The organism is Haloarcula japonica DSM 6131, assembly GCF_000336635.1.
GTDB lineage: Archaea > Halobacteriota > Halobacteria > Halobacteriales > Haloarculaceae > Haloarcula > Haloarcula japonica.
Map to the genome: position 1 here is coordinate 131,442 of NZ_AOLY01000037.1, position 21,980 is coordinate 153,421.

Below are 21,980 nucleotides of genomic sequence, written 5' to 3' on the forward strand. Positions count from 1 at the left end.
TTTTAACAAGAACAGAATAATAATCACATGGGAGAAATCCACAGATATCGATGGACATCGACCGATCTAGTGTTATTATATATGCCAGTAATATCGTCCTGAGTCTAATTGGTTTTGTTGGAACGGCGTATTTTGCTCAGACCCTCGGTAGTACCGTTCTTGGAATCTTTTTCACCTTTGATGCGGTCACAAGTGTATTGATGACCGGAGCACGGCTTGGTGTCGATACAGGGATAGAAAAGCGCATTAGCGAAACGACGACTCAACAGCGTGGGTCGTACCTGACTGCAGGATATCTCATAACACTCGTTCCAATTGCAGTCATGTCTCTCGGACTGTTCATACTTGAAAGCCATGTAGACGAATATCTCGATGTAGCGGTCGTCCCCTTATTGATTGTCTTTATTGTATCCAGTACCGGGAGATGGCTTACTGGAGCAGCCGTTCGCGGTGAAGGGCGAGTGGCGCTTAGTTCTCTTATTGAACTCTTCGGTGAAGTCATTCGTATAGTAACAAGTGTTGTACTAATCATAGCCGGATTAGAGATATTTGCTCTGCTATATGGTGTCCTAATTGGTGTTGTCGTGAAATTCGTTATATTTTACTTCGCGTTATCAAGTACGCCATCTATCCCAACGTGGGAAACTGTCAGAGATCTTTGGAGGTTCTCAAAGTACACGTCGTTCAATAGTGTGAGTTCGCTGGCGTATAACTGGGCAGACACGCTCGTGTTGGCGTACTTCGCGTCAAAGACCGCTGTAGCGGTTTACGAAGCTTCTTGGAAGGTCAGCGTAGTCGCAGTAATGGCTAGTCAAGCCTTAAGCCAAGCGGTGTTTCCGTCGATTAGCGAGTGGGCGTCCAACGATAAATACGGCCGCATTGAAACGGCCCTAAGTGAAGGCTTCACTTACGGCCTCTTGCTCGTCATTCCAGCCGTGGTCGGCGTAGCGATACTCGCCGACCCATTCATGCAACTCGTCTATGATTTCGATACGGGTGGGTTGATTCTCATCCTCCTAATGGCGGAGAAGTTGTTGCAAGCCCCGAGAATCCTGATCCAGCGGACACTCACGGGGATCGGTCACCCGAACCTCGTGTTCCGGACGGCAGCGTTGACTCTCGTTGCAAACGTTGTGCTCAACCTGTTACTGGTTCCGGAACTCGGATCGTTTGGGGCAGCAGCGGCGACAATAACGACAGTCAGCATTGCACTCGTCATTCAAATCATCTATCTCCGGCGGTTCATTACTGTGACGGCAAACTGGCGGGCCATCGGTAGACAGACAGTCACAGCACTGGCGATGGGCGCAATTGTGTATGCAGCGACGACCGTCTTGCCGCCATCGACGCTCGTGAAACTTGGTGGGCTAATCGCACTTGGCGTCGTGGCATATGGCCTCGGTATGGCGACGGACCGCGAAATCAGAGAGCGCGTGTTACAGATGATATAGTTTCTACCGGGTACATGCCACGAGTATCGACCTGTACCGCTCGCAGGCCGCCTCGAAGCTGTATTCATTTTCGATCAGACAACGGCCATTCTCACTGATCCTGTCCCTGTCTCTTATACACATCTNAGCCCGCTCAGAGATGTGTATAAGAGACAGCTCTAACGACGTCGGGGACGCCCGAAACCGGCGAGGCCAGTACCGGTGTCCCACAGGCCAAGGCTTCCAGAATCGTTGTCGGAAGTCCTTCAGTCGGTTGTGAGGGCAACACGAGCAGCGAGAGGTCGTTCAGTTGGGCCGGTACGTCGTCGTGATCCACCCAGCCGGTGAGTTCGACTGCGCCGCGTTCGATTTCTGATGCGAGTTCGGACTCCAGCCACGCCCGGAGGTCACCGTCGCCGATGAATCGGAAGGTCACGTCGTCGGGTAGCTCGGCGGCGACAGCAGCGAGTTCACGGATGTTCTTCTCCTCGTCGAGTCGCCCCAGGAACCCAACGACGCGGTCGCGATCACCGTAGGGTCGCTGAACGCGAAACTCGTCCGTCCGGACATAGCGCGCCCCCGTCGGATACACGCTCGGTGATTCCGGATGCAGGTCCAGTTGGCAAGCCATCTCCGGCGTATACGTGATGACGCCGTGAGAAGCGGCGAAGCCGGCTCGTTCGAGTGCACGGACCGCGCCGGCGAGCCCCGCGGCCACCTGATCGGGCAACTGCTGTTCCCAGTTCAGCCGGAGCGTTAGCGGTACGTCGCCGCGGGGTTCAACGAGAACCGTTTTACCGAGCAACCGAGCCGCAATAATCGGTAACAGGTACGACGTTGCCCCGAAAAACAGGATCACGTCTTCGTCACGGTCGGCTATGACGCGGCACATCCGGAGTTGGTTCAGCAGGAATCTGACGGCGGCGGTGACGACGGAGTCACCCGCGCCTTTCTGCGTTAATTCGACGAGTTCATGCCGGTCGCGAATCTCGGAATCAGCCGGCAAGTCAGCCGTCACGAGCGCGACCGACGTCACAGCCGACAGGGTATCGAGCAGGCTCCGCGTGGCGTTTTCGCCAGCAGCAGCAAGGGGATGAGTGACGACACAAACGCTCGGGAGCGATTCGTCAGTCACAGATTCTGACCTCATTCGTCATCACGGTCGAATCGGTGGCTCTCGTATACCGTTCGTGGGCGGAGAGGGCCAGGCAGGGAAGGTTTTTTTTTTCGAACACAGCTGTCATCAACAGGTCGGTCCATTGTCTATCCGCTTCAGCACAACGATAGTCGGGTTTCCGTCCTCGGGGAACGACGCAAACCCAGCACTGTCCTTGAACTTCCGTTCGGCGCTGAGTTCGGTGTCGACCGGCGGACCGAATGTCCGGACGATTTCGTAGTCTTCCTCGGCCAATAACGCCGACATGCGGTCAGTCACCTCGGGGAATACTGACGGGTCTTGGAAGAACCGATAGTAGTGGTAGCTCGAGAGAACGACGTACTCAGGCGCATTACAGTCCAATCGTTCAAGCCCTGGTTGCCAGTTTTCTCGGGGAAAAGTAGAGTGGATTGCATATCGGTTCACAGTTGTCTCCTCGGGAAACTCTGGGAGGTACACTTGCTGTGAGTACACATCAACAGTATCAGAGCTATCTAGGTTGGCGTGTGTCCACGCCGTGGCCTCCTGGCGAGATTCGTTGATATCGGAGACACCAACAGTCGTGTGTACGCCGGAAAAAACAATCACAATTGTGAGAAGCCCGATACCGACCAAGCGAACCGGATGAGAGAACTGACTCAGCTCCGAGCCAGCGATACCAGCGAGGACCGCGAGAATCGGGAAGAGCGGCATTACCCGAGGGAACTGTGTCATATTTCCTTGTGTGATGACAATAAAGTACGGGATAGCATAGACGAGCAACAGCCAAACCGCACTGTCGAGCGTCCCTCGCAAGAGGAAGGCGACGACCAGCAGTACGGACAGTATAGAAAACAGGAATAGCACGATCCCCTGCCCTTCTGCGAGGTGTGCGAGCTGGATGAGCCACCCAGGGTCCGACCAATTGTACGCGACGGAATCGCTCGTACTTCGGTAGACGTATCGAGATATCTCGTCGGCCCACGAACCCGGATGGACGAATATCGATGGCGTCGTAGTGACGTAGCTAAGTATCGTTAGCGTCGGGTACAGCCAGACTGCCTTGACGAACGCAACAACGGTTCCCGACTCGTCCCAGTGGCGCTCAATGATGACGATGGCGATGGGCAGGACGAGGAGTCCGGCGGTCGCCTTCGTCGACGCTGCCAGGCCAGCGACCAGCGCCGCAGCCAACAGCGTTCTGGTATCACCTGAATGAAACGCACGAACCGTCAGAAGGAAGCCGAGCATGAGGAAAAACGTCATCGGGACGTCCTCAGTTGCGTAATGACCGGTGAGGACGTACCCGACAGAAGTCGTGAGAAACACCGATGCGAAGATTCCGGCACGCCGGTCCAGCAGTTCCTGGCCGAGGTAGTAGAGGACCACAACAGTGCCAACACCAAACAGGACAGATACCAGCCGACCGGCCAGTAGCACGTCGTAGAACGCCGTGAGGAGGTCAGGAGAGACGCCCCAACTGGGTGAGCTACCGACGCTAGACGCGCCCGACATAATATCGCCGAACTGTCCGGTCACAAGCCAGTACAGCGTCACCGGGACAAAAGAGAGCGCAAGCAGGTAGAGGTGGAGGTTTCCACCCTTCCGGAAGTTATCTATGAATGGATTCTGCTCGTATCCCATCCTGAGAGCGAGTTCGATAGCGCCGGTTTCATCCGGGAAGGTCAGATGTGGCCGTAGTCGCCAGGTACCGAAGAACATCAGCAGGAACGCAGCAAGCGCAACGAGCGGCACAAACGGTTCGCGTCGGACCGACTTGCGTATTCTGTTCCACAGACTAGAGGGCATTTCCTCGTGATTGACCACTGACTGTAATAGTCTGTGCGATTTCGGGAGAGCACCCTCCGCACGTAGGTACCGCTACTTGTTCTCTATATTGATATTACTGTGTATTGGCGGCCAACATCCACGCCCCAGGATACAATCGATAACAACTACCGAAACCACGATTTATTTATCGTGGGCAGTATTGGGAATGACAACTGTTAATAAACCTGCTTGAAGAATTCCAGTCACGGCATTAGATAATGGCGACGACAGAGGACGTACGGGATAACGCAAGTGAATTCGCGGGCGAAGACCGTGACAAGATTCGGACCTCCGTTGTACTGCCAGCGTACAATGAGGTGGATAATATCGAGCCGCTAATCGAAGAGATCCAGTCAGTATTCCAGGCCGAACCGACGTTTTCGCCATATAATATCGTTATCGTTGATGATGGTAGTACCGATGGTACTAGGGGCGTTATCCGTGACTTGGCAGAAGACAATGAGAACGTTCTCGGATTATTACTGTCCCGCAACTTTGGACAAAGTGCAGCCTTGAACGCTGGTATCAAACAAGCAACTGGCGAATTTATCGTAACTCTCGATGCTGATCGACAGAACGACCCACAAGACATTCCCGACCTCCTCAATATGTTGATAAATGGGGACAGCGAATCCGATAGCTATGATTGCGTCAGTGGCTGGCGGCGAGACCGGAACGACCCGCTGACAAAGACGATACCATCCGCGATACAGACACGGATGGCACGCTGGACCGGACCAGACATCCACGATTTCGGCTGTACTCTGAAGGCATATCGGTCAGATGCTCTTGCTGAAATAGAACTGTATGGGGAGGGGCACCGGTATATTCCGGCAAAATTGTACAATCGGGGCTACAGAATTACAGAAGTTCCAGTTAATCATCGCCCTCGAACTGAGGGGAGTTCAAAATACGGAACTAAGCGACTTATAAGGGGCTTTGTTGACCTCCTGTTTCAGGTATTCTGGAACCGGTACTCAACCCGACCGGTACACTTCCTCGGTGGGTTCGGGTTGGTTTCGTTTGGGACTGGGATGCTAATCGGGATTCACGCAGTGTTCTCGAAGTACGTACTGGGTGTCCCGCTGCTTCCAAATCTTCCCCGACTTGTACTAACGGTTGCACTCGTTTTATTCGGCCTTATTTTGATTATGTTCGGATTCCTGGCCGAAATGATTACAAAATTACACTACATTGAGAGAGACCCTTATCGTGTCGAAGTGGTTATCGGCGGTGGCACGGACAACAATTAACCCATATTTGACACTCCTTTATTAATATGTCAAGAAGTGACACAGACATCCGTAGCGTCCTCTCGGCTTTGCTTCGTGTTTCTATCAGTGTAATACTACTCTGGTATGTAATCAGTAGAGTCGGGTTCGACACACTCATTGAAAATCTCCAAACGCTTGAGCCTATCACGTTGGGTATCGCTGTTGGCCTTAGCGTCCTTGGTGTTGGTCTTAGCGCTTGGAAGTGGCGAGTTCTGCTCGCTGTAAAAGACATAACACTTACCCTTCGCACCGCTTGGGTTTACTACTACATCGGTCAGTTCTTCAATGCGTTCCTTCCATCAATTATCGGTGGAGATACTGCACGGATGTACTACCTCTATGCGGATACGAACGATGGCTCCGCATCAGTTTCTTCTGTCGTGATTGAGCGGATTGCTGGCCTCTACTCGATCTTGTGCATCGTTCTTGTTGCGGTCGCATTTGGCTACGAACTAGTTCCGACTCGGATCGCAGATCTGGTACTCATCGGATGTGCAGTCGGGTTAGTTACGATACCGATATTGTTATTTACTGACTTGTTGCGGCCGGTGTTGGAAGCAACGATTTTTGATGTACAAGTGCTCGACATCGGGAATCGAACTGAAAAACTGTACACTGCAGTGTACGAGTATCGTCAGGCCAAACGAGCAGTGATAGTTGCGCTTTTGCTTTCAGTCGTGTTCCGGATCTTACTGATTGCCAGCAACTACGTCGTTGCCCTAGGGCTGGGAATTGAGATACCACTCGTATACTTTTTTGTCTTCATTCCACTAGTTGAACTCTTTCTCTTTTTGCCGATATCTATCCAAGGTTTTGGGGTACGCGAGAGTGCGTATCTGTATCTCTTCACTTCGGTTGGAGTCGGAGACGGCGTTGCATTGACTTTCGGGGTCGTAATGCAGCTCATTCTCCGAGTAATAAACAATATCATCGGTGGCGCCGTATATGCTGTCCATACTCTCCGCTCCTGAACTTCGGAAGCTGATTCAAGAAGGGATATAATACCCGACTGTTAATCCCAAACGAATGAACGATATCGTACTGATTACAGCCGATTCGGTTCGATATGATTACATCGATGAGATGGAATTTCTCTCGGGATATCAGACACAATCCGGAACGACGGTGGGTCATTACACCAGGCCAAGTTTAGCAGGTCTCCTATCTAGTCAGTACCAAGCAACGATGAAGTCGGCTGTGACCGGACCAACGATACCTGAAGTCATGTCGAACGCCGGGTACACGACAATTGGTCTAGCTCCGAGCCCACAGCTTGACGAAGTGTTCAATTTCAACCGGGGGTTCGATAAGTACGAGAATTTCGTTGACGCAGGTAATCGTGGAAGCAACCGACGGGAGATTCTCGGACAGTTTGACCTTCTACGAAAAGTCTACCATCGGTTCTTTCCGCCACATGCGAAAATGTCCGACCTTCCGACCGATAAAGCAGTTGTTGAACAAGCAGTCGAGCAGTTCAACGAAGCGACGGGACCACGGTTCATGTGGGTTCATTTAATGGGCAGCCATCGGCCATATGGCCGTGGCGATAACGCTATTTCGAGGTCACTCGATAGGAAAGCCCTGTTCTCACCATCCTCGCTCAAGGATTCGGAACATGAAGAAATTATATCATCATATAAAGACGCCCTCTCAAGAGTCGACACCGTTATCGAAGACCTCTTGATGAGCCTCAATGGAGATCCGACCTTCATTTTCACCTCAGATCATGGCGATGAATTCGGGGAAGAGGGTTACTACTATCACCAACCACAGCGCAGACGAACAGCCGATAAGCTGGTTACTGTTCCGATTGTAAGCAATGATATTTCGCTCACGGGAGATCGGTGTAGCCTCCTCGATATCGGACCGATGATCGCAAGTGAGGCGGGGACAGATCCGCCAGAGGAGTGGAACGGTATCGATATTCGATCAGAATCCAGGTCGTATACGCTAACAATTGCGCCATGGCACAACACGGCTTCGCTCCGACTCGCAACCGACGATTACACTGTTACCAGCACCGATGGACGCGTATCTATGACGGAATCAGGTGCTGATATCCATGTTGAAAAGAACAAACAGGCAGAGGAGGTTCAGGAGCGCCTTCAGGACCTTGGATACGTTGAGTGAAATTCGAGTTTCAGAGTGGCTGTATTATCTCCAGACGTACATTCCGTAGAGGTATCCGACGCCGACGCTGCCGGTGAGCAGAAAGAGAAAGAACAACTGTAGGACTGCGCCAAACGACGGGGATTCGACGAGTCCACGGAGACGTGACGGGAGGAACCGAAACAGGAGGTCGCCGAGGAAATCGGATTCCTCGCCAGTCGACTCGGGAACGAACACTTCCATCCCGCGTTTCGAGTACCCCTGCCAGAACGCGCGGTCGACAAGCCAGCCGGGATCGGTTCGGTAGTCGAATATCTTGTGTGCGACGAGGGCGTCCGGAGTGTAGTACACTCCTTCGCCATATTCCGTTCGCAGGCGCGCACAGAGTTCCGTCTCACCACCCTGCAGGTTCTTTTCGCCCTGGCGGCCGCCGATATCGTCGTCGAAGCCGCCCAGTTCGAGGAACACGTCCCGGTCGAAGGAGATGTTCGAGCCGAAGGTGTTGCGAACGACGCCGGGTTCGTCAGGGTCGCCGTTCGGTCCGAATCCACGATGTGTGACACCGATGAGCCAGTAGAACTCCGCGGGCAGAAAATTGGGTTTGCCGGCGACCCACGCCGGCGTCATCCGGCCGCCGACCGCAAGCGCGTCGTGCTGTTGGTAGGCATCGACTAGCGCCGCGACCCACTCCTCGTCAGCGATCGCGTCGTCGTCGATGAATGCGACAACGTCTCCGGTAGCGACTTCGGCCCCGTTGTTTCGACTCTCTAGCAACCCGACGTTCGAATCGTTGCAGTGCGTCAAGACTGCCTCCCGGTCGCCGAAGTCTGATTCGTACTGTTCGTACACATCCTGGTTTCCATCTGAGACTAACACCAGTTCCACGTCGTCGTAGGTCTGGGCTAAGACGCTCTCGGCCGCTGCTCGACAGTCGTCGTATCGGTCCATCGTGTGCGTACAGAGCACGACCGAGACTCGCATGGTCGGTGGTGTGCCACCGGTGCTGTTAGGCGTTTCCATCCTGCGCTTGCATGGGTCATCATCCTGCGCTCGCATAGAGGTCAAAAGGCTTATGCGCGCCTTGGCAGTTTTTCCGTGCAATGAGTCAATCACGGGGCTATCTTGACGACAACCCCGAACTCGAGTCCGCCCTGGAGTGGGCCGAGCGTTGGTACCACGTTCCGGTCCTCCTGGTACTGCTCGGGTTCATGCTGTGGAATCGCGTCCAGAGTTGGGAGAACTTCATTGTTGACGGCGAGGTACTCTTCAGTGGGAACGACGCATGGTATCACTACCGTTCGACCCAGTACGTCGTTAACAACTGGCCTGCGACAATGCCGTTCGACCCCTGGACGGCGTTCCCGTACGGGACCAGTAACGGGCAGTTCGGGACGCTGTTCGATCAGATCGTCGCAACGGTCGCCCTGATTGTCGGTCTGGGTTCGCCCAGCGAACAGACTGTTGCAATGACGCTCCTGTTTGCCCCAGCCGTGCTCGGGACGCTCGTCGCGATTCCGACGTATCTTATGGGACGGCGACTCGGCGGCCGCCTCGGTGGCGTAACTGCAGTTACTGTGATGGCATTCTCGACAGGGTGGCTCCTGCGACGAAGCCTCGTCGGGTTCTCCGACCACCACGTCGCAGAGGCCCTCTTCCAAGCACTCGGCGTCCTTGGTGTCATGGTGGCCGTCAGTGTTGCCGCGCGGGACAAGCCGATCTACGAGCAGTTCATCGAACGAGATGTAGACGCACTCCGGGATACCATCAGCTGGTCCATGCTGGCCGGTGTGGCAATTGCGATGTATCTCTGGGTCTGGCCGCCCGGTGTGCTCCTTCTCGGGATACTCGGCGTCTTCTTCCTGATCCGACTGTGTCTGGAATATGTTCACGACAGCAGCCCGGAACACACGGCTATCGCGGGCGCAATCACGATGGCGACTACCGCTGTCGTGAGTGCGTCGAGAATCACCGTTCTGGAGATCACAGCAACCTCTCAGTCCCTGCTACAGCCGGGACTGGCAGTGGCCGTTGGCCTCGGATGCGTGTTCATGGCGTGGCTAGCCAGATTCATGGAGCAGCGCGAATACGGCCGGTACGTATATCCGGCGACCGTGTTCGCGATCCTCGCGGTCGGGGCCATTCTGATGGCAGTGCTGACTCCGAACCTGTGGAATTTCCTGACGCGGAACGTCATGAGAGTCGTCGGGTTCACGATCAGTGAAACGGCTGGTACCGTCGGCGAGGCCGCGCCGCTACGGGACGCCGGCGTCCTGTTCGAGGCACACGGGTTCGCTGTCATCGTCGCGGCGATCGGTGGCCTCTTTTTGCTCGGAAAACAGTTCCTCTCCGACGATGCGCCCGCTGAAGAGCTACTCGTCGTCGTCTGGGCACTGTTTATTCTACTCGCTACGTTTACCCAGCAGCGATTCGCGTACTATCTGGCTGCGCCGATTGCAGTGCTGTCTGGGCTGGTCGTCGGCCGATTCGTTCACTGGTTCGATTTCAGCGCCGACGACGGGGTCGAATATTATCAGGTCATGACAATTCTCACGGTGCTTCTCGTCATCGTCGTCCCACTGTTCGCATTCGGCACGACGCCGGTCGAAGCCGGTTCGACCGGTCCCGGTCCGAGTATTCAGGGCTGGGACGAGAGCCTCCAGTGGATGGAGGAGAACACGCCCGCGGAAGGGGCGTACGGCTCCGGTGGTGACGCAACACTCGATTACTACGGGACCTATGAGCAACAGGAAGACTTCGATTATCAAGAAGGCCAGTACGGCGTTCTGTCGTGGTGGGACTATGGGCACTGGATTACCACCAGAGCCGAACGCGTTCCGAATGCGAACCCCTTCCAGCAGGGAACCGACACGGCTGCGCCGTTCCTGATTGCACAGAATGAAACGCAGGCGAACAACATCCTCGACAGCACGGACGAGGACGATGCGAAGACCCGATACGTTGCCGTTGACTGGCGGATGGCAGAGACGAACGGGAACCAACCCTACCGCGGGAAGTTCTTCGCACCACCGGCATTCGTCGACGGCGTACAGGCCAGTGATTACTACAGTATGCTGTACGTCCAGTCACAGGGCAGCGGGGTACGTCAGGTAACGTTCCAGAAGCAGGCCTACTACGAGACGACGGTGACACGACTGTACCGGTTCCACGGCAGCGCCGCGGAGCCGCAACCGGTCGTCGTTGACTGGGAGAACAAGCAGACACGCCAGGGGGCGCAGTACCGCGGGGCGCCGACCAGCGAAGAAGAACCGGAGGGCCAGCAACAGGGACGGATCGTCCGTCAGTTCCAGAGCATGGAGCAGGCTCGTCAGTACGTCGAACAGGACGCGACCTCGCAACTCGGTGGCTACGGCGATGCTCCCAGCGAGCGGGTTCCGGCAATGGAGCACTACCGCCTAGTCGGCTCCAGTGAGACCGAAGCATTCCCGAACAGTCCACAGTACCAGCACTCCGCCTGGACAAAGATATTCGAGCGCGTACCCGGCGCAACGGTCGAAGGGACCGGGCCGGCGAACACGACAGTGCGAGCCGCCGTTCAGATGCGTAACCCGGCCACGAACAAGACGTTCGTCTACCGCCAGCGGACCCAGACAGATCAGAACGGGAACTTCGAGATGACCGTTCCCTACTCGACTACTGGGTACGGCGACTGGGGAACTGACGAGGGCTACACGAACGTGAGCGTCCGTGCCGAGACCCAGTACCAGTTCACCGCAGTCGGGACCAACAACGGGGAACGGACCGGATTCACCGGCACTACCGAGGTCACCGAAGGACAGGTTATCGGCGAGGACGATGCTACCGCAACCGTCGAACTGGAGCCGATATCGATTCAGCAGGGCAATGAGACCAGCGGTGAATCACGCGAACCGATGACCGAAGGCGCAGCTGAAGCGGGCGCATAGCGAGTACTAGCAATCGCTAGCGGCCGCCTGTTGGCTACCGGAGACGTTTTGCAGGATTCTGTCGGCGGACTGCGTTCTAGCAGGGACGTGCCTATCAGTCAAAAAGTCGATAGCAGCGGGACGGCGATCTCACTCGGCCAGCGGATTGAACGTGCCGTTGATGTCCCACTCGTGGAGACAGTGCGGGTCGCCGGACTGCTTGGTGCCGTCGTCGGTGACGATACGCCAACTGTGTTGGTCCGGGTCCCATTCGTCGACCCGCCCACACCGCTCGCATTCGCGTTTGCGTGGGGTGACGATTTCAGCCATATCTGGTGCAAGCGCGTGGGTGATTATCAGGCTGCCGGTCCCTGACCGCTTGTCCGGAACGATTCAGCGCCGGCGACCGGAAGTCCTGTACCGACGCTGGCGACAGGGGAGTGCAACCGCTGCGACACTCAAAAGTCCGGGAGGTCGTCCGCGCCGACCTCCTCCGCTTCCCAGTCGATGTACTCGTCGGCCAGCACCTCACAGACGACCTGTCCGAACTCGGTCAGTCCGGCGTTGATACCTGAAACAGTGCCCCAGGAATCGATGTCCGGGTGGATCTCCCGCTCGCGCCAGTCCTCGGGCAAGCCCGGGGCGTGGTAGCCGACGCGACCCGCGAAGGAGTCCCAGAAGAAATCGAACTCCGCGATGAGCCCTAAATCCGTGACGATCTTCCACTGGTCGGCATCGAGCGACGCGTCCGCGGCCCATTCTTCGAAGGCATCCGCCCACGCACCGTCGTCGAGAGCCTCGGCGAGCTCGTCGCGTCGGTATTCGTCACCCTGTACGTCCGCATCGTCGTACTCGTCGGCAGCGACACCGGTAGACAGCTCCGGCCGCTTCGGCGTCTCAACATCGAGTGTCATAGTCATGGTATGCGGCGGAGCCGAATAAAGCTCATACTGTTGGCTGTCTCTTCGTAGCGGTGTTCGTCGCTCCGAGATGACAATATGATAATTACAGCAGCCGGTATCAGCGCTCTGCTTCCCCGTCGAGAGCGTGCTGTCGCAGTCGTTCACCGCGGTCAGTGTCGGTCGTCACGTCTGGAACGCGAACTGGGTTTCTGTCCTCGTCGACCGCGACGTACACTGAGTACGACTCAGCGGTCGACTCAGTCTCGCCGGTTCTGATGTTCTCTCGGGCAGCTCGGAGCCGAACTTTGACGCTCGTTTCGCCAGCGTCGTAGACAAACGCCTCAATGAGGGCCGTATCACCGACAGGTATCGGCCGTTTGAAGTTCACCTGGTCCATCCGTGCGGTGACGCAGGTCTCGCCGGCAAAGCGCATCGCCGACATCGCGCCGAGTTCGTCCATCCACTTCAGGACGTTCCCCCCGTGGGTCGAACCCAGGTGGTTCGAGTGGTTGGGCTGGACCATCCAGCGGTTCTCGATATAGGTTTCCAGTACTGTTGGCATGGACCGAGGTTGGCCAGCGCTTGGGTTGAGTCTGTCGAACGGGTTGCGAAAACGTGGTTACGCCGAGACGTACTGCGCTTCCCACTCCTTCCGGGCGTCGAGTTCGCGCTGGCCGCGCTTTGTCAGCGTGTAAAAGTTCGTTCGGCGGTCACGTTCGCCCTTCTCGATAAGCGCTTTCTCGACGAGCGTGTCGAGGTTCGGATACAGTCGGCCGTGGTTGACCTCGCTCTCGTAGTAGTTTTCGAGCTCTTCCTTGATTGCTAACCCGTGGGGCTCGTCAAGGCCTGCAATGACGTACAGCAGGTCCCGCTGGAATCCAGTCAGGTCATACATCGTATATCCGATACAGTTTGACCCTGTACATATCAGTCTTTTGAATCAGCAAATCTATTACGTATTTACAAACCCCGTCAACGTCCAGTAGTTACCACGGCATCTGCGGCTGTATTAACACGCGAGTGCGTAATAGCTTCGCCCCGTGACGTGAACATACAATGCCGCAAACATGATTTTGGCCGCCGTTTCTCGGCAGTCACTCGGACCCGACAAGGGTAAAGGAAACGAATGTGTAACGCGGGTGATGACCGAACACGCGGAGTCGGCGGCAGACGAGTTCCCGGAACCGTCAGGAGCGGGGCGCGTCGACGTCGTCGGAACCGCTCACGTGTCCGAGCACAGCGTCACGGAAGTGGAATCAGCGATCGAAGAGTCCGAGCCCGATATCGTCGCCGTCGAACTCGACGAGGGACGGTATCGGCAGATCAAGGGCGAAACGCCCGACGACCTCGATGCGAGCGACCTCCTGCGCGGAAACACCGTCTTTCAGTTCCTCGCGTACTGGATGCTGTCGTACATCCAGACCCGGCTGGGCGACCGGTTCGATATCGAGCCGGGGGCAGACATGAAGGCGGGCATCGACACCGCCGAACGGCTCGGCCTCGGCGTTGCACTCGTCGACCGGGACATCCAGACGACTGTCCAGCGGTTCTGGGCGCGGTTGACGGCCGTCGAGAAGCTCAAGCTCGTCGGCAGTCTCGCAGCCGAGATGGGGCCGCCGTTGACCGTCGGGCTGACCGTCGGCGCTGTCTTCGGCGGGCTGTTTGCGGTCGTCGCTGGGGCCTTCGGTGGTCCGTTTATCGTCCCGAGTGGAGCGCTTTCAGGCGTTCTGCCGGGCGGCCTCGGTGGGACGGTCGAGGGCCTTCTCGACACGCTGTTGCTCATCTGTGTTGCCGCGGCTGGTATCGGGATTCCCATCGCCTCGCTGTTGGTCCGGTTCCGCGGCGAGGCCGATGTCGAGGAGTTCGACATGGAGAAGCTGACTGATACCGACGTGGTCAGTGCGATGATGGAGGAGTTCCGTCAGTTCTCCCCTGGCGGGGCCGAGGCACTCATCGACGAACGCGACGCGTTCATCGCCCACCGACTCATCGCGCTCCGCGAGGCCGACTATCACGTCCTCGCCGTTGTGGGGGCCGGCCACCGCGAGGGCATCCAGCACTATCTCGACAACCCGGAGACGCTCCCGCCGATGGAGTCGCTCATCGGAACCGAGGGCGGGCGTCGCGTCTCGCTGTACAAACTCGTCGGCTACGGCTTCGGCGTCGTCTTTCTCGTTTTCTTCGGCCTGCTCATCCTCGGCGGCGCGAGCCAGGCGGTGCTGCTTGAGTTGTTCGTCGCGCTGGTTGCCGTCAACGCCGTGCTGGCCGGCGGGCTGGCGAAGGTGGCCGGCGCACACTGGTCGAGTGCGGCCGCCGCCGGGGCCTTTGGTTGGCTGACGAGCCTGTTCCCGCTGCTCGCGGCGGGCTGGTTCGCAGGCTACGTCGAACTGCGGTACATCTCCGTCAACATCAGCGACATCGCGACACTCAACGAGATACTCAACGATCAGGAATCACCGGTGATGGACCTCGTCAGCCGGATGCGTGCGGTACCGCTGTTCCGGTTGATCCTCGTCGTCGCGCTGACGAACGTCGGTAGCGCAATCGCCTCCTACGTCGTGTTCCCGGTGCTGATTCCGTACATCTCCTCGGACATCGGCGGGATGCAGGGTGTCTCGCGCCTGCTCTGGCAGGGCGTCCGCGAAGGGACCCAGATACTCGTGGGGGTGCTCTGATGGCGGGGCGACGACAGCGAACCACTGCGGATCGGACTATCGGTGGCCTCAGTTTCAGCCAGCGCGAACTCCGGGACCTCCTCGTCGCCTGGCTCGCGCTCGGGCTGGCCTTTACATTCTTCCTCGAACGGGAATTCCGCCGCATCGTCTTCCTCCAGTTCGGCGGGCTGTCAACAGGCGAGATCCTCAGTACGTTTGCGGTCAGTCTGCTGACCGTCGGCGTCGGCTTCCTGCTGCACGAACTGGCCCACAAAGTCGTCGCCGTTCGCTTCGGCCAGATCGCCGCATTCCAGGCCGACTACCGGATGCTCGGGTTCGCCGTTCTCGGCGGCCTCGTCGGCTTCCTGTTCGCCGCGCCGGGCGCGGTCGTCCACCGCGGCCGCCTCACGGCGAAGCAACACGGCCTTATTGCCGTCGCCGGACCGGTGACGAACCTCGCGCTTGCCGTCGTGTTCCTCGTTCCGTTCGTCGCGGCGCTCCTGTCGGGCACGGGTGGCTTCCTCTGGGAAGTCGCCCGGATGGGGCTGCAGATCAATCTCCTACTCGCCGGCTTCAACATGCTTCCCTTCGGCCCGCTCGACGGTCGAACGGTCCGCGAATGGAGCACACCGGTGTTTCTCGCCGTCGCGGTGCCGTCGATTCTGCTCGGCGTCGGCGCGCTGTTCGTCCTCTGAGCAGCCATAGCGCTCCAGCGGAACGACGCTCTTTTGCCCGCGCCACGCACGCTCTCGGGTATGACCGACAATGCGTCCGAAGCCGATGACACCGACACCGAGGAGGGACTGACCTACGCGGAAACTGGTGTTGACATCGACGCCAGCGAAGCGGCGACGAAAGCACTCATCGGCGCAGCCGGCGAGTTCGAGGGCGACTACGCGGGCCTGGTCGACATCGGCGACCAGTACCTCGCGCTCGCGACAGACGGCGTCGGAACGAAACTCCTCGTTGCCGAGGCCGTCGACGACTACTCGACCATCGGCATCGACTGCATCGCGATGAACGCTAACGACCTCATCGCGACCGGCGTCGAACCGGTGGCGTTCGTCGACTACCTCGCCGTCGAGACGCCCGACGAGGAAACGAGCGAGGACATCGGCTCGGGACTCCGGACGGGAGCCGAGCGGGCCGGCGTGGCGCTGGTCGGCGGCGAGACCGCCGTGATGCCGGACGTGATCAAGGGGCTGGATATCGCCGGTACCTGTGCCGGACTGGCACCGAAGGACGCAGTCTTCCCCGGCGAAGCCGAGCCCGGTGACGCTATCGTCGGCTGGCCGTCCTCCGGGATTCACTCGAACGGGCTTACGCTCGCGCGTGAGGCGGTCACGCAAGACCACGAGTACACCGACCCGTTCCCGCCGACCCCCGACAGGACCATCGCGGAGGAACTGCTGACGCCGACGCGGATCTACAGTGAGGTGCTGGAACCGCTCCGAGCCAGTGAAACGCACGCGGCGGCCCACGTTACCGGCGGCGGCTGGACCAACCTCACGCGGATGGGGGCCCACCGCTACGAGATCACGGACCCCTTCGATGCCCAGCCCGTCTTTGAGTTCGTTCAGGAGGAAGGTGACGTAACTGACGAAGAGATGCACCGGACGTTTAACATGGGTACTGGGTTCGTCGCTGCTGTCCCCGAAGCTGACGCCGACGAGATCGTCGCCGACAGCGAGGACGCTCGCGTGATTGGCGAAGTGGCTGACGGAGATGCGGCGGTCTCGGTTCGCGACCTCGAACTCACCGAGTAAGCCGTTTGGAGAGCTGACAGAATCCGGTCAGGCAGGATCAGGCGGACAGGATGTCTTTGCCGGCGGTCTCCTCCGCGATCCGTATCTGGAGCGCCTGTCGGATGTGGTATCTGGCCGCTTCGGTTTCGGCGGTTTCGAGGGCCTTTTCGAGTTCGGCGTACAGTGGGTCGCTGGGATTGGCCATGTGCGTATCTCTCTCATTGGTGAGAATAGACATATACCCCTGACACTGTTTTCGGTAGTAAGCCCCTCCTACGGGTAGTACGCGACCACTATCGCAGTTCGCGCTTCTGAGAATGAGAGTTAGCTGACCGTACGCGCGATGTCAGCTTCGGTTATGACGCCGATAGTTTCCCCCCCTTCGACGACCATCACAGCGGCATTGTGGTTCAGGTACGCGTCGACTTCGTCGATGGGTGCATCGGGTTCGACGGTTGCGATAGACTCGTTCATCACCTCTGCCACCGGGAGGTCGCCGACGTTCTCCTCGGGCCGCTGACGGATGTCGGAGTTGCCGATGAGTCCTTGCGGTGCCCCGTCCCGAATGACGGGGACCTGTGAGTACCCCTTTTCGTCCATCACGTCTTTCGTCTGGTGGACGGAATCGTCGGGCGCGACGCCAACGACGGGGGCGTTCATCAGATCGCGGGCCTTGATGATGCCGCCTTCGGCCTCTTCGAGAGCAGTCACGATTCGACGGAGTGTCGACAGCCGTGGGTCCACGTCCCCGCCTTCGATACGAGCAATAAGGGGCTGAGAGACGTCAGCCCGCTCCGCCAGCTCACTCTGGGTCAGCCCGAGTTCGTTTCGGCGTTCCCGCAGGTCCTGTGGCGTCGGTAAGTCCATATCTGTAATTACCATGGGTAATATAAAAAGCCCACGGCTACTGCGGCAGGCGAATCAAGTAGGGCGTCGACTATGCTTCGGCTTCGGCTTCGTCCTCATCGGCTTCGGTCTCGAATACTTCAACGACCTTCAGCGGGACGTCCCGGAGTGCGCCGCCGATTTCGCTCTTGGCGATCCGCTGCGCGTGTTCTGGAGATTCTGCGTTGAACACGTCCATCTCGAGTACCAGTCCGACGAGCGCCGTGTCGGCCGCGATGAACGCCGAATCGAACGGTTCGCCACAGGCCGGGCAGCCGGTCGCGCCGACCTCGACCTCCACGTAGTCCATCTCGGCCTCGTTGAGCCGCTTCCCCGCTTCGCTCACTGCTACACCGATAGCATCGTCGATGTCGTCTACGTCACGAACCAGCCAGGCTGCTTCCATCGCCACGAGGTAGTTCATACACTAGCTCTCGTGGCCCGACTATTCGATAGTTTTGATTCGCGTCTGTTGCGCACGTCACCATTACTATCTGCATAACTTATGCGAACCAGCCATCTGACACACACTCCCATTATGTCTGATCGGGGAGTCGTTCGGGTAGTCATCCGTTCTCTCAAGCATTTCAGCAAACCGCAAGACAGCGGCCCCGTGGTTCTTCACAATCGATAGTCCGTAACTGAAATTCGGCGACAAGACTTATATACCAGACTCACTCTGGAATGACCGAGGAAGATGGTAGCTCGACTGTACACCGCAACGCTGTTCGCACTGTATCAACTCACCCTGCTGCTGGGCATCATGCTGCTGCCGGTGGCGATGCTCACGGAGCAGTTCGGTCTCCGACTGCCGATGGACCGGGCCGTGTCGGGACTCAACGAGGCCTACGACCAAGCGAGCGCATAACGCGGGCAGTCGATAGCCGCCTAGCCGGACGGTAGCGGTCAGGTTCATCAGGAAAAGAGGTTTTATCAGCGCCCGACTAGTACCGCACAGTAATGCGAGATATGACTCCGGGGCCGGAGCTTTCTGGACCCCAGGCTGCTGACGAGTTCCAGAGCGACCCGTATGCGCCCGAAGTCGGTGAGCTCCCCGAACAGTCCGCACAGGATTCGGAGAAGGTGAACAAGACCGGGACGACTACCATCGGCATCAGCACGTCTGAGGGCGTCGTCATCGCAACGGATATGCGCGCCTCACTTGGCGGTCGCTTCGTCTCGAACAAGAACGTCCAGAAGGTCGAGCAAATCCACCCCACAGCGGCGCTAACTCTCGTCGGGAGCGTCGGCGGCGCACAGTCGTTCATCCGGACGCTTCGCGCGGAGGTCAACCTCTATGAAGCCCGGCGCGGCGAGGACATCAGTATGAAGGCCCTCTCGACGCTGGCCGGCAACTTCGCCCGCGGCGGCCCCTTCTTCGCTATCAACCCTATCCTCGGCGGCGTCGACGACGATGGGCACCACGTCTACTCCATCGACCCGGCCGGCGGCGTCATGAAGGACGACTACACTGTCACCGGCTCCGGGCTCACCGTCGCGTACGGGACCCTTGAGGACCGCTACGAGGAGGACATGACGAACGAGGAAGCAAAAGAGGTCGCTGCCGCCTCGATCAACGCCGCCGCCGAGCGTGACACCGGCTCCGGTAACGGTATTTACCTCGCCGACGTAACCGCCGAGGGCGTCGACATCAACGGCTACGACTTCGACGAACTGCTGTAGCAGCACACGAACCAACCGTTACGGTCAGGTCTCGGCCCAGACGTTTTTCGTGCCGAGGTCGGTTTTGTCCCACCACACTGAGAGACTGCGAGGCGACGACTGGCGCACTCTGCCTAAGCTACATATATACGCAATCGCATAATATGACCATGAATCGACAAGTATAGATAGTTGGTCTGAATAACATTTCCAAATGATATTTTCGGACGCCGTCGTTCAGCTTGCATCACGGACCGGATTCAAACCGCTACTCAACCGGTGTTACAACCAGTATCGTGAAGTCTCGTACCGCCTTGCTGGCGATACGTACGCGGTCACAGTCGGTGATGTCAGCACAGAGTTCCTGATACCAACCTACAATGAGTTTACTGACCTCTGGAAGATAGACGAACGGCCGGTACTCACCGATCTGCTGGAGGAACTCCGGCCCGACGACGTGTTCTACGATATCGGGGCTAATATCGGTCTGTATGCCTGTCTGGCATCGCAGGTGACCGACAACAGGGTCATCGCATTCGAACCACATCCCGACAACGCCGAGCGGTTACGACAGAATATGCAGCACAACCGCGCCGATATTTCGCTATTCGAACACGCGCTAGTCGATGAGAACGGTGAGGCCGAACTCTCCATTACGCTCGAAAAGATCGGTTCAGCCGGGCATTCGCTGGTGACGACAGCTACAGAGCACAAGACAATCACAATTAGCAAGCGACATGGCGACGAGTTCATTGCCGACAACCAACTGCCGACACCGACTGCGATCAAAATCGATGTCGAAGGGACGGAGGGCGCTGTTCTCAATGGTCTGTCGGCGACGCTCGACCAACCCTCGTGTCGGCTCGTGTACTGTGAAGTCCACGGAAACCGACTCGAGACCAACGGCCACTCTGTTGCTGGCATCCGGAGTCAACTGGAGGGACACGGCTTTGCGGTTACCAAGCACGTCATTCGCGACGGCAAGGGTGATACGTTCCTCGTCGGAAAGAAGTAAGCGCCGAGCGAGAGAATTATACGGTCGGCTTCCGCATCGCCGGTATGGAACTGTTCGGGACCGCGGGGATCCGCGGTGATGTCGTATCGAAGGTGACGCCGGACCTCGCACTGCGGGTTGGACAGGCGACTGGGCAGGACGGCGAGACGTTCGTGCTGGGGTACGACGGTCGCGTGACCTCGCCAGCGCTCGCTGATGCGATGGCCGCTGGACTGCAAAGCGCCGGCGCACGAGTCGTCAGAATCGGCCGCGTGCCGACGCCAACGCTGGCGTACGCCTCGCAGGGCCGCCACGGCGTGATGATTACCGCGAGCCACAACCCGCCGACGGACAACGGCATCAAGGTGTTCGCCGACGGCACCGAGTACGGCGACGATGACGAGACGCGCATCGAAGGGCGGATAGAGGACGGGTCGACGCCGACGGCCTGGCGCGACTGGGGCGACACAGAATCGGTCGATTTCCTCGACGAGTATCGGGGCGCTGTCGCCGACTACGCCGAGTCGCTTGGTGGCGACCCTGCAGGGCTGACGGTGGCAGTCGACTGCGGGAACGGGATGGCCAGTGTGGCGACGCCGCAGGTACTCCGGGAACTGGGTGCCGACGTACTCGCGACGGAGGCAAACGTGGACGGGACCTTCCCCGGCCGCGAGAGCAAGCCCACACCGGAGACGCTGGCTGATTTCCGCGAGTTCGTCGCCGAGTCCGACGCCGACTTCGGGTTCGGCCACGACGGCGACGCTGACCGTATCGTCGTCGTCGATACCGACGGTGATGTCATCCATGAAGATACGATACTCGCAATGCTGGCCGAACACTACACGCGTGCCGCGGACGTTTCGGACCCCGTCGTCGTGACGACGCCCAATGCCTCCGGCCGCATCGACGAACGGGTCGAAGCCGCTGGCGGCCGTGTCGAACGCATCCACCTCGGCTCACTCCACGTCGGAATCGCGGACGTCCGGTCGGACGCGACCGACGAAACCGAGGTCGTCTTCGCCGCGGAACCATGGAAACATATCCACACCGCCTTCGGCGGTTGGATCGACGGCGTGGCCAGCGGAGCCGTGCTGACGCGCCTGTTCGCCGCGGAGAGCGTCGCCGACAGGCGGGCCGTCATCTCCGAGCGGCCCTACGAGAAGGTGAGCGTCGAGTGCCCCGACGACGCCAAAGCCGAGACGATGGGCCGACTGGAATCCAGCCTCCCCGAGACGTTCCCCGAGGCCGACGTATCCACCGAGTACGGCGTCCGGCTCTCCTTCGACGACGGGTCGTGGACACTCGTTCGCCCGAGCGGCACCGAGCCGTACGTCCGGGTGTACGCAGAGAGCGATGACATCGACGCGCTGGTCGCTGACACCACACAGGCGGTCCGCGACGCTGTCGCGGCCGTCAGCGCCGCCGACGCCTGACGCCCGCGCACCGACCGCTACCGAG

22 protein-coding genes are annotated in these 21,980 nt (G+C 58.4%); 12 read left to right on the forward strand and 10 right to left on the reverse strand.

Translation table 11 applies throughout. The features are described from left to right. Positions 1–50: 50 nt before the first annotated feature. Positions 51–1,451: a flippase gene (locus tag C444_RS11875; protein ID WP_004593102.1), complete on the forward strand. Its 1,401-nt coding sequence runs from the start codon at positions 51–53 to the stop codon at positions 1,449–1,451. 133 nt (positions 1,452–1,584) lie between these two features. Here C444_RS11875 and C444_RS22975 read toward each other — a convergent pair whose 3' ends face one another. Both C444_RS22975 and C444_RS11885 read right to left on the reverse strand, forming a co-directional pair. Further along, a complete protein-coding gene (locus tag C444_RS22975) occupies positions 1,585–2,580 on the reverse strand; it encodes a glycosyltransferase family 4 protein (RefSeq protein WP_167320812.1) in 996 nt (331 codons plus the stop codon). A gap of 93 nt (positions 2,581–2,673) precedes the next feature. Further along, positions 2,674–4,374 carry a glycosyltransferase family 39 protein gene (locus C444_RS11885; RefSeq protein ID WP_049909456.1) on the reverse strand — a complete coding sequence of 567 codons (1,701 nt, stop codon included), beginning with the start codon at positions 4,372–4,374 and terminating at the stop codon, positions 2,674–2,676. A 239-nt stretch (positions 4,375–4,613) separates the two neighbouring features. Here C444_RS11885 and C444_RS11890 point away from each other — a divergent pair, with 239 nt between their 5' ends. From C444_RS11890 to C444_RS11900, 3 genes are read left to right on the forward strand one after another with little or no spacing between them, the layout of a single operon-like run. After that, complete coding sequence (locus C444_RS11890; protein WP_004593105.1) at positions 4,614–5,648, forward strand: glycosyltransferase family 2 protein; 1,035 nt, start codon at positions 4,614–4,616, stop codon at positions 5,646–5,648. A gap of 26 nt (positions 5,649–5,674) precedes the next feature. Beyond that, entirely contained in the window at positions 5,675–6,640 is a 966-nt protein-coding gene (locus C444_RS11895; protein WP_004593106.1) for a lysylphosphatidylglycerol synthase transmembrane domain-containing protein, read from the forward strand. 55 nt (positions 6,641–6,695) lie between these two features. After that, positions 6,696–7,799 (forward strand): sulfatase-like hydrolase/transferase, encoded by a 1,104-nt coding sequence (locus C444_RS11900; protein ID WP_004593107.1) that lies wholly within the window; start codon positions 6,696–6,698, stop codon positions 7,797–7,799. Between the two features lie 24 nt (positions 7,800–7,823). Here the strand turns inward: C444_RS11900 and aglG are convergent, their stop codons facing one another. Further along, entirely contained in the window at positions 7,824–8,759 is a 936-nt protein-coding gene (gene aglG, locus C444_RS11905) for a glucosyl-dolichyl phosphate glucuronosyltransferase (RefSeq protein WP_004593108.1), read from the reverse strand. Positions 8,760–8,878: 119 nt separating this feature from the next. Here aglG and C444_RS11910 point away from each other — a divergent pair, with 119 nt between their 5' ends. Further along, positions 8,879–11,701, forward strand: coding sequence for an oligosaccharyl transferase, archaeosortase A system-associated (locus C444_RS11910; RefSeq protein ID WP_004593109.1), 2,823 nt, complete (start codon positions 8,879–8,881; stop codon positions 11,699–11,701). Between the two features lie 129 nt (positions 11,702–11,830). Here C444_RS11910 and C444_RS11915 read toward each other — a convergent pair whose 3' ends face one another. From C444_RS11915 to C444_RS11930, 4 genes are all read right to left on the reverse strand, one after another. Then, positions 11,831–12,010 carry an HEWD family protein gene (locus C444_RS11915; RefSeq protein WP_004593110.1) on the reverse strand — a complete coding sequence of 60 codons (180 nt, stop codon included), beginning with the start codon at positions 12,008–12,010 and terminating at the stop codon, positions 11,831–11,833. A 128-nt stretch (positions 12,011–12,138) separates the two neighbouring features. Beyond that, complete coding sequence (locus C444_RS11920) at positions 12,139–12,594, reverse strand: hypothetical protein (RefSeq protein ID WP_004593111.1); 456 nt, start codon at positions 12,592–12,594, stop codon at positions 12,139–12,141. Positions 12,595–12,700: 106 nt separating this feature from the next. Beyond that, positions 12,701–13,144: an acyl-CoA thioesterase gene (locus tag C444_RS11925; RefSeq protein WP_004593112.1), complete on the reverse strand. Its 444-nt coding sequence runs from the start codon at positions 13,142–13,144 to the stop codon at positions 12,701–12,703. A gap of 57 nt (positions 13,145–13,201) precedes the next feature. After that, entirely contained in the window at positions 13,202–13,477 is a 276-nt protein-coding gene (locus C444_RS11930) for a PadR family transcriptional regulator (RefSeq protein WP_004515723.1), read from the reverse strand. A gap of 247 nt (positions 13,478–13,724) precedes the next feature. Between C444_RS11930 and C444_RS11935 the strand changes: the two genes are divergently transcribed. Genes C444_RS11935 through purM form a run of 3 tightly spaced genes read left to right on the forward strand, consistent with a single transcriptional unit; the run spans position 13,725 to position 17,002 of the window. Beyond that, a complete protein-coding gene (locus tag C444_RS11935; RefSeq protein ID WP_004593113.1) occupies positions 13,725–15,257 on the forward strand; it encodes a TraB/GumN family protein in 1,533 nt (510 codons plus the stop codon). Continuing rightward, complete coding sequence (locus C444_RS11940; protein WP_004593114.1) at positions 15,257–15,931, forward strand: site-2 protease family protein; 675 nt, start codon at positions 15,257–15,259, stop codon at positions 15,929–15,931. The genes C444_RS11935 and C444_RS11940 overlap by 1 nt, the downstream gene beginning before the upstream one ends. Before the next feature lie 60 nt (positions 15,932–15,991). Beyond that, complete coding sequence (gene purM / locus C444_RS11945) at positions 15,992–17,002, forward strand: phosphoribosylformylglycinamidine cyclo-ligase (protein ID WP_004593115.1); 1,011 nt, start codon at positions 15,992–15,994, stop codon at positions 17,000–17,002. 37 nt (positions 17,003–17,039) lie between these two features. Here purM and C444_RS11950 read toward each other — a convergent pair whose 3' ends face one another. The 3 genes from C444_RS11950 to C444_RS11960 form a co-directional block, all read right to left on the reverse strand. After that, positions 17,040–17,219, reverse strand: a complete 180-nt coding sequence (locus C444_RS11950) for a hypothetical protein (protein ID WP_004593116.1) — start codon at positions 17,217–17,219, stop codon at positions 17,040–17,042. A gap of 86 nt (positions 17,220–17,305) precedes the next feature. Beyond that, on the reverse strand, positions 17,306–17,848 hold the full coding sequence (locus C444_RS11955; protein ID WP_004593117.1) for a CBS domain-containing protein: 543 nt from the start codon (positions 17,846–17,848) through the stop codon (positions 17,306–17,308). 70 nt (positions 17,849–17,918) lie between these two features. Continuing rightward, positions 17,919–18,290, reverse strand: coding sequence for a DUF555 domain-containing protein (locus C444_RS11960; protein ID WP_004515717.1), 372 nt, complete (start codon positions 18,288–18,290; stop codon positions 17,919–17,921). Positions 18,291–18,563: 273 nt separating this feature from the next. Between C444_RS11960 and C444_RS22345 the strand changes: the two genes are divergently transcribed. From C444_RS22345 to C444_RS11975, 4 genes are all read left to right on the forward strand, one after another. Continuing rightward, on the forward strand, positions 18,564–18,734 hold the full coding sequence (locus C444_RS22345) for a hypothetical protein (protein WP_004593118.1): 171 nt from the start codon (positions 18,564–18,566) through the stop codon (positions 18,732–18,734). A gap of 101 nt (positions 18,735–18,835) precedes the next feature. Continuing rightward, complete coding sequence (psmB, locus tag C444_RS11965; RefSeq protein WP_008309732.1) at positions 18,836–19,549, forward strand: archaeal proteasome endopeptidase complex subunit beta; 714 nt, start codon at positions 18,836–18,838, stop codon at positions 19,547–19,549. A 193-nt stretch (positions 19,550–19,742) separates the two neighbouring features. Continuing rightward, a complete protein-coding gene (locus C444_RS11970) occupies positions 19,743–20,543 on the forward strand; it encodes an FkbM family methyltransferase (RefSeq protein ID WP_004593120.1) in 801 nt (266 codons plus the stop codon). 44 nt (positions 20,544–20,587) lie between these two features. After that, on the forward strand, positions 20,588–21,955 hold the full coding sequence (locus C444_RS11975; protein ID WP_004593121.1) for a phosphopentomutase/phosphoglucosamine mutase: 1,368 nt from the start codon (positions 20,588–20,590) through the stop codon (positions 21,953–21,955). Positions 21,956–21,980: the final 25 nt, after the last annotated feature.

Excerpts from the sequence above, each read along its gene's own strand:
- C444_RS11950 (WP_004593116.1), bottom strand. The coding sequence starts at position 17,219 with ATGTCTATTCTCACCAATGAGAGAGATACGCACATGGCCAATCCCAGC.
- C444_RS11895 (WP_004593106.1), top strand. The coding sequence starts at position 5,675 with ATGTCAAGAAGTGACACAGACATCCGTAGCGTCCTCTCGGCTTTGCTT.
- C444_RS22345 (WP_004593118.1), top strand. The coding sequence starts at position 18,564 with ATGGTAGCTCGACTGTACACCGCAACGCTGTTCGCACTGTATCAACTC.
- C444_RS11935 (WP_004593113.1), top strand. The coding sequence starts at position 13,725 with ATGACCGAACACGCGGAGTCGGCGGCAGACGAGTTCCCGGAACCGTCA.
- psmB (WP_008309732.1), top strand. The coding sequence starts at position 18,836 with ATGACTCCGGGGCCGGAGCTTTCTGGACCCCAGGCTGCTGACGAGTTC.
- C444_RS11915 (WP_004593110.1), bottom strand. The coding sequence starts at position 12,010 with ATGGCTGAAATCGTCACCCCACGCAAACGCGAATGCGAGCGGTGTGGG.
- C444_RS11920 (WP_004593111.1), bottom strand. The coding sequence starts at position 12,594 with ATGACACTCGATGTTGAGACGCCGAAGCGGCCGGAGCTGTCTACCGGT.
- C444_RS11925 (WP_004593112.1), bottom strand. The coding sequence starts at position 13,144 with ATGCCAACAGTACTGGAAACCTATATCGAGAACCGCTGGATGGTCCAG.
- C444_RS11940 (WP_004593114.1), top strand. The coding sequence starts at position 15,257 with ATGGCGGGGCGACGACAGCGAACCACTGCGGATCGGACTATCGGTGGC.
- C444_RS11960 (WP_004515717.1), bottom strand. The coding sequence starts at position 18,290 with ATGAACTACCTCGTGGCGATGGAAGCAGCCTGGCTGGTTCGTGACGTA.
- C444_RS11970 (WP_004593120.1), top strand. The coding sequence starts at position 19,743 with ATGATATTTTCGGACGCCGTCGTTCAGCTTGCATCACGGACCGGATTC.
- C444_RS22975 (WP_167320812.1), bottom strand. The coding sequence starts at position 2,580 with ATGAGGTCAGAATCTGTGACTGACGAATCGCTCCCGAGCGTTTGTGTC.
- C444_RS11955 (WP_004593117.1), bottom strand. The coding sequence starts at position 17,848 with ATGGACTTACCGACGCCACAGGACCTGCGGGAACGCCGAAACGAACTC.
- C444_RS11890 (WP_004593105.1), top strand. The coding sequence starts at position 4,614 with ATGGCGACGACAGAGGACGTACGGGATAACGCAAGTGAATTCGCGGGC.
- purM (WP_004593115.1), top strand. The coding sequence starts at position 15,992 with ATGACCGACAATGCGTCCGAAGCCGATGACACCGACACCGAGGAGGGA.
- C444_RS11875 (WP_004593102.1), top strand. The coding sequence starts at position 51 with ATGGACATCGACCGATCTAGTGTTATTATATATGCCAGTAATATCGTC.
- C444_RS11910 (WP_004593109.1), top strand. The coding sequence starts at position 8,879 with ATGAGTCAATCACGGGGCTATCTTGACGACAACCCCGAACTCGAGTCC.
- C444_RS11900 (WP_004593107.1), top strand. The coding sequence starts at position 6,696 with ATGAACGATATCGTACTGATTACAGCCGATTCGGTTCGATATGATTAC.
- aglG (WP_004593108.1), bottom strand. The coding sequence starts at position 8,759 with ATGCGAGTCTCGGTCGTGCTCTGTACGCACACGATGGACCGATACGAC.
- C444_RS11975 (WP_004593121.1), top strand. The coding sequence starts at position 20,588 with ATGGAACTGTTCGGGACCGCGGGGATCCGCGGTGATGTCGTATCGAAG.
- C444_RS11885 (WP_049909456.1), bottom strand. The coding sequence starts at position 4,374 with ATGCCCTCTAGTCTGTGGAACAGAATACGCAAGTCGGTCCGACGCGAA.
- C444_RS11930 (WP_004515723.1), bottom strand. The coding sequence starts at position 13,477 with ATGTATGACCTGACTGGATTCCAGCGGGACCTGCTGTACGTCATTGCA.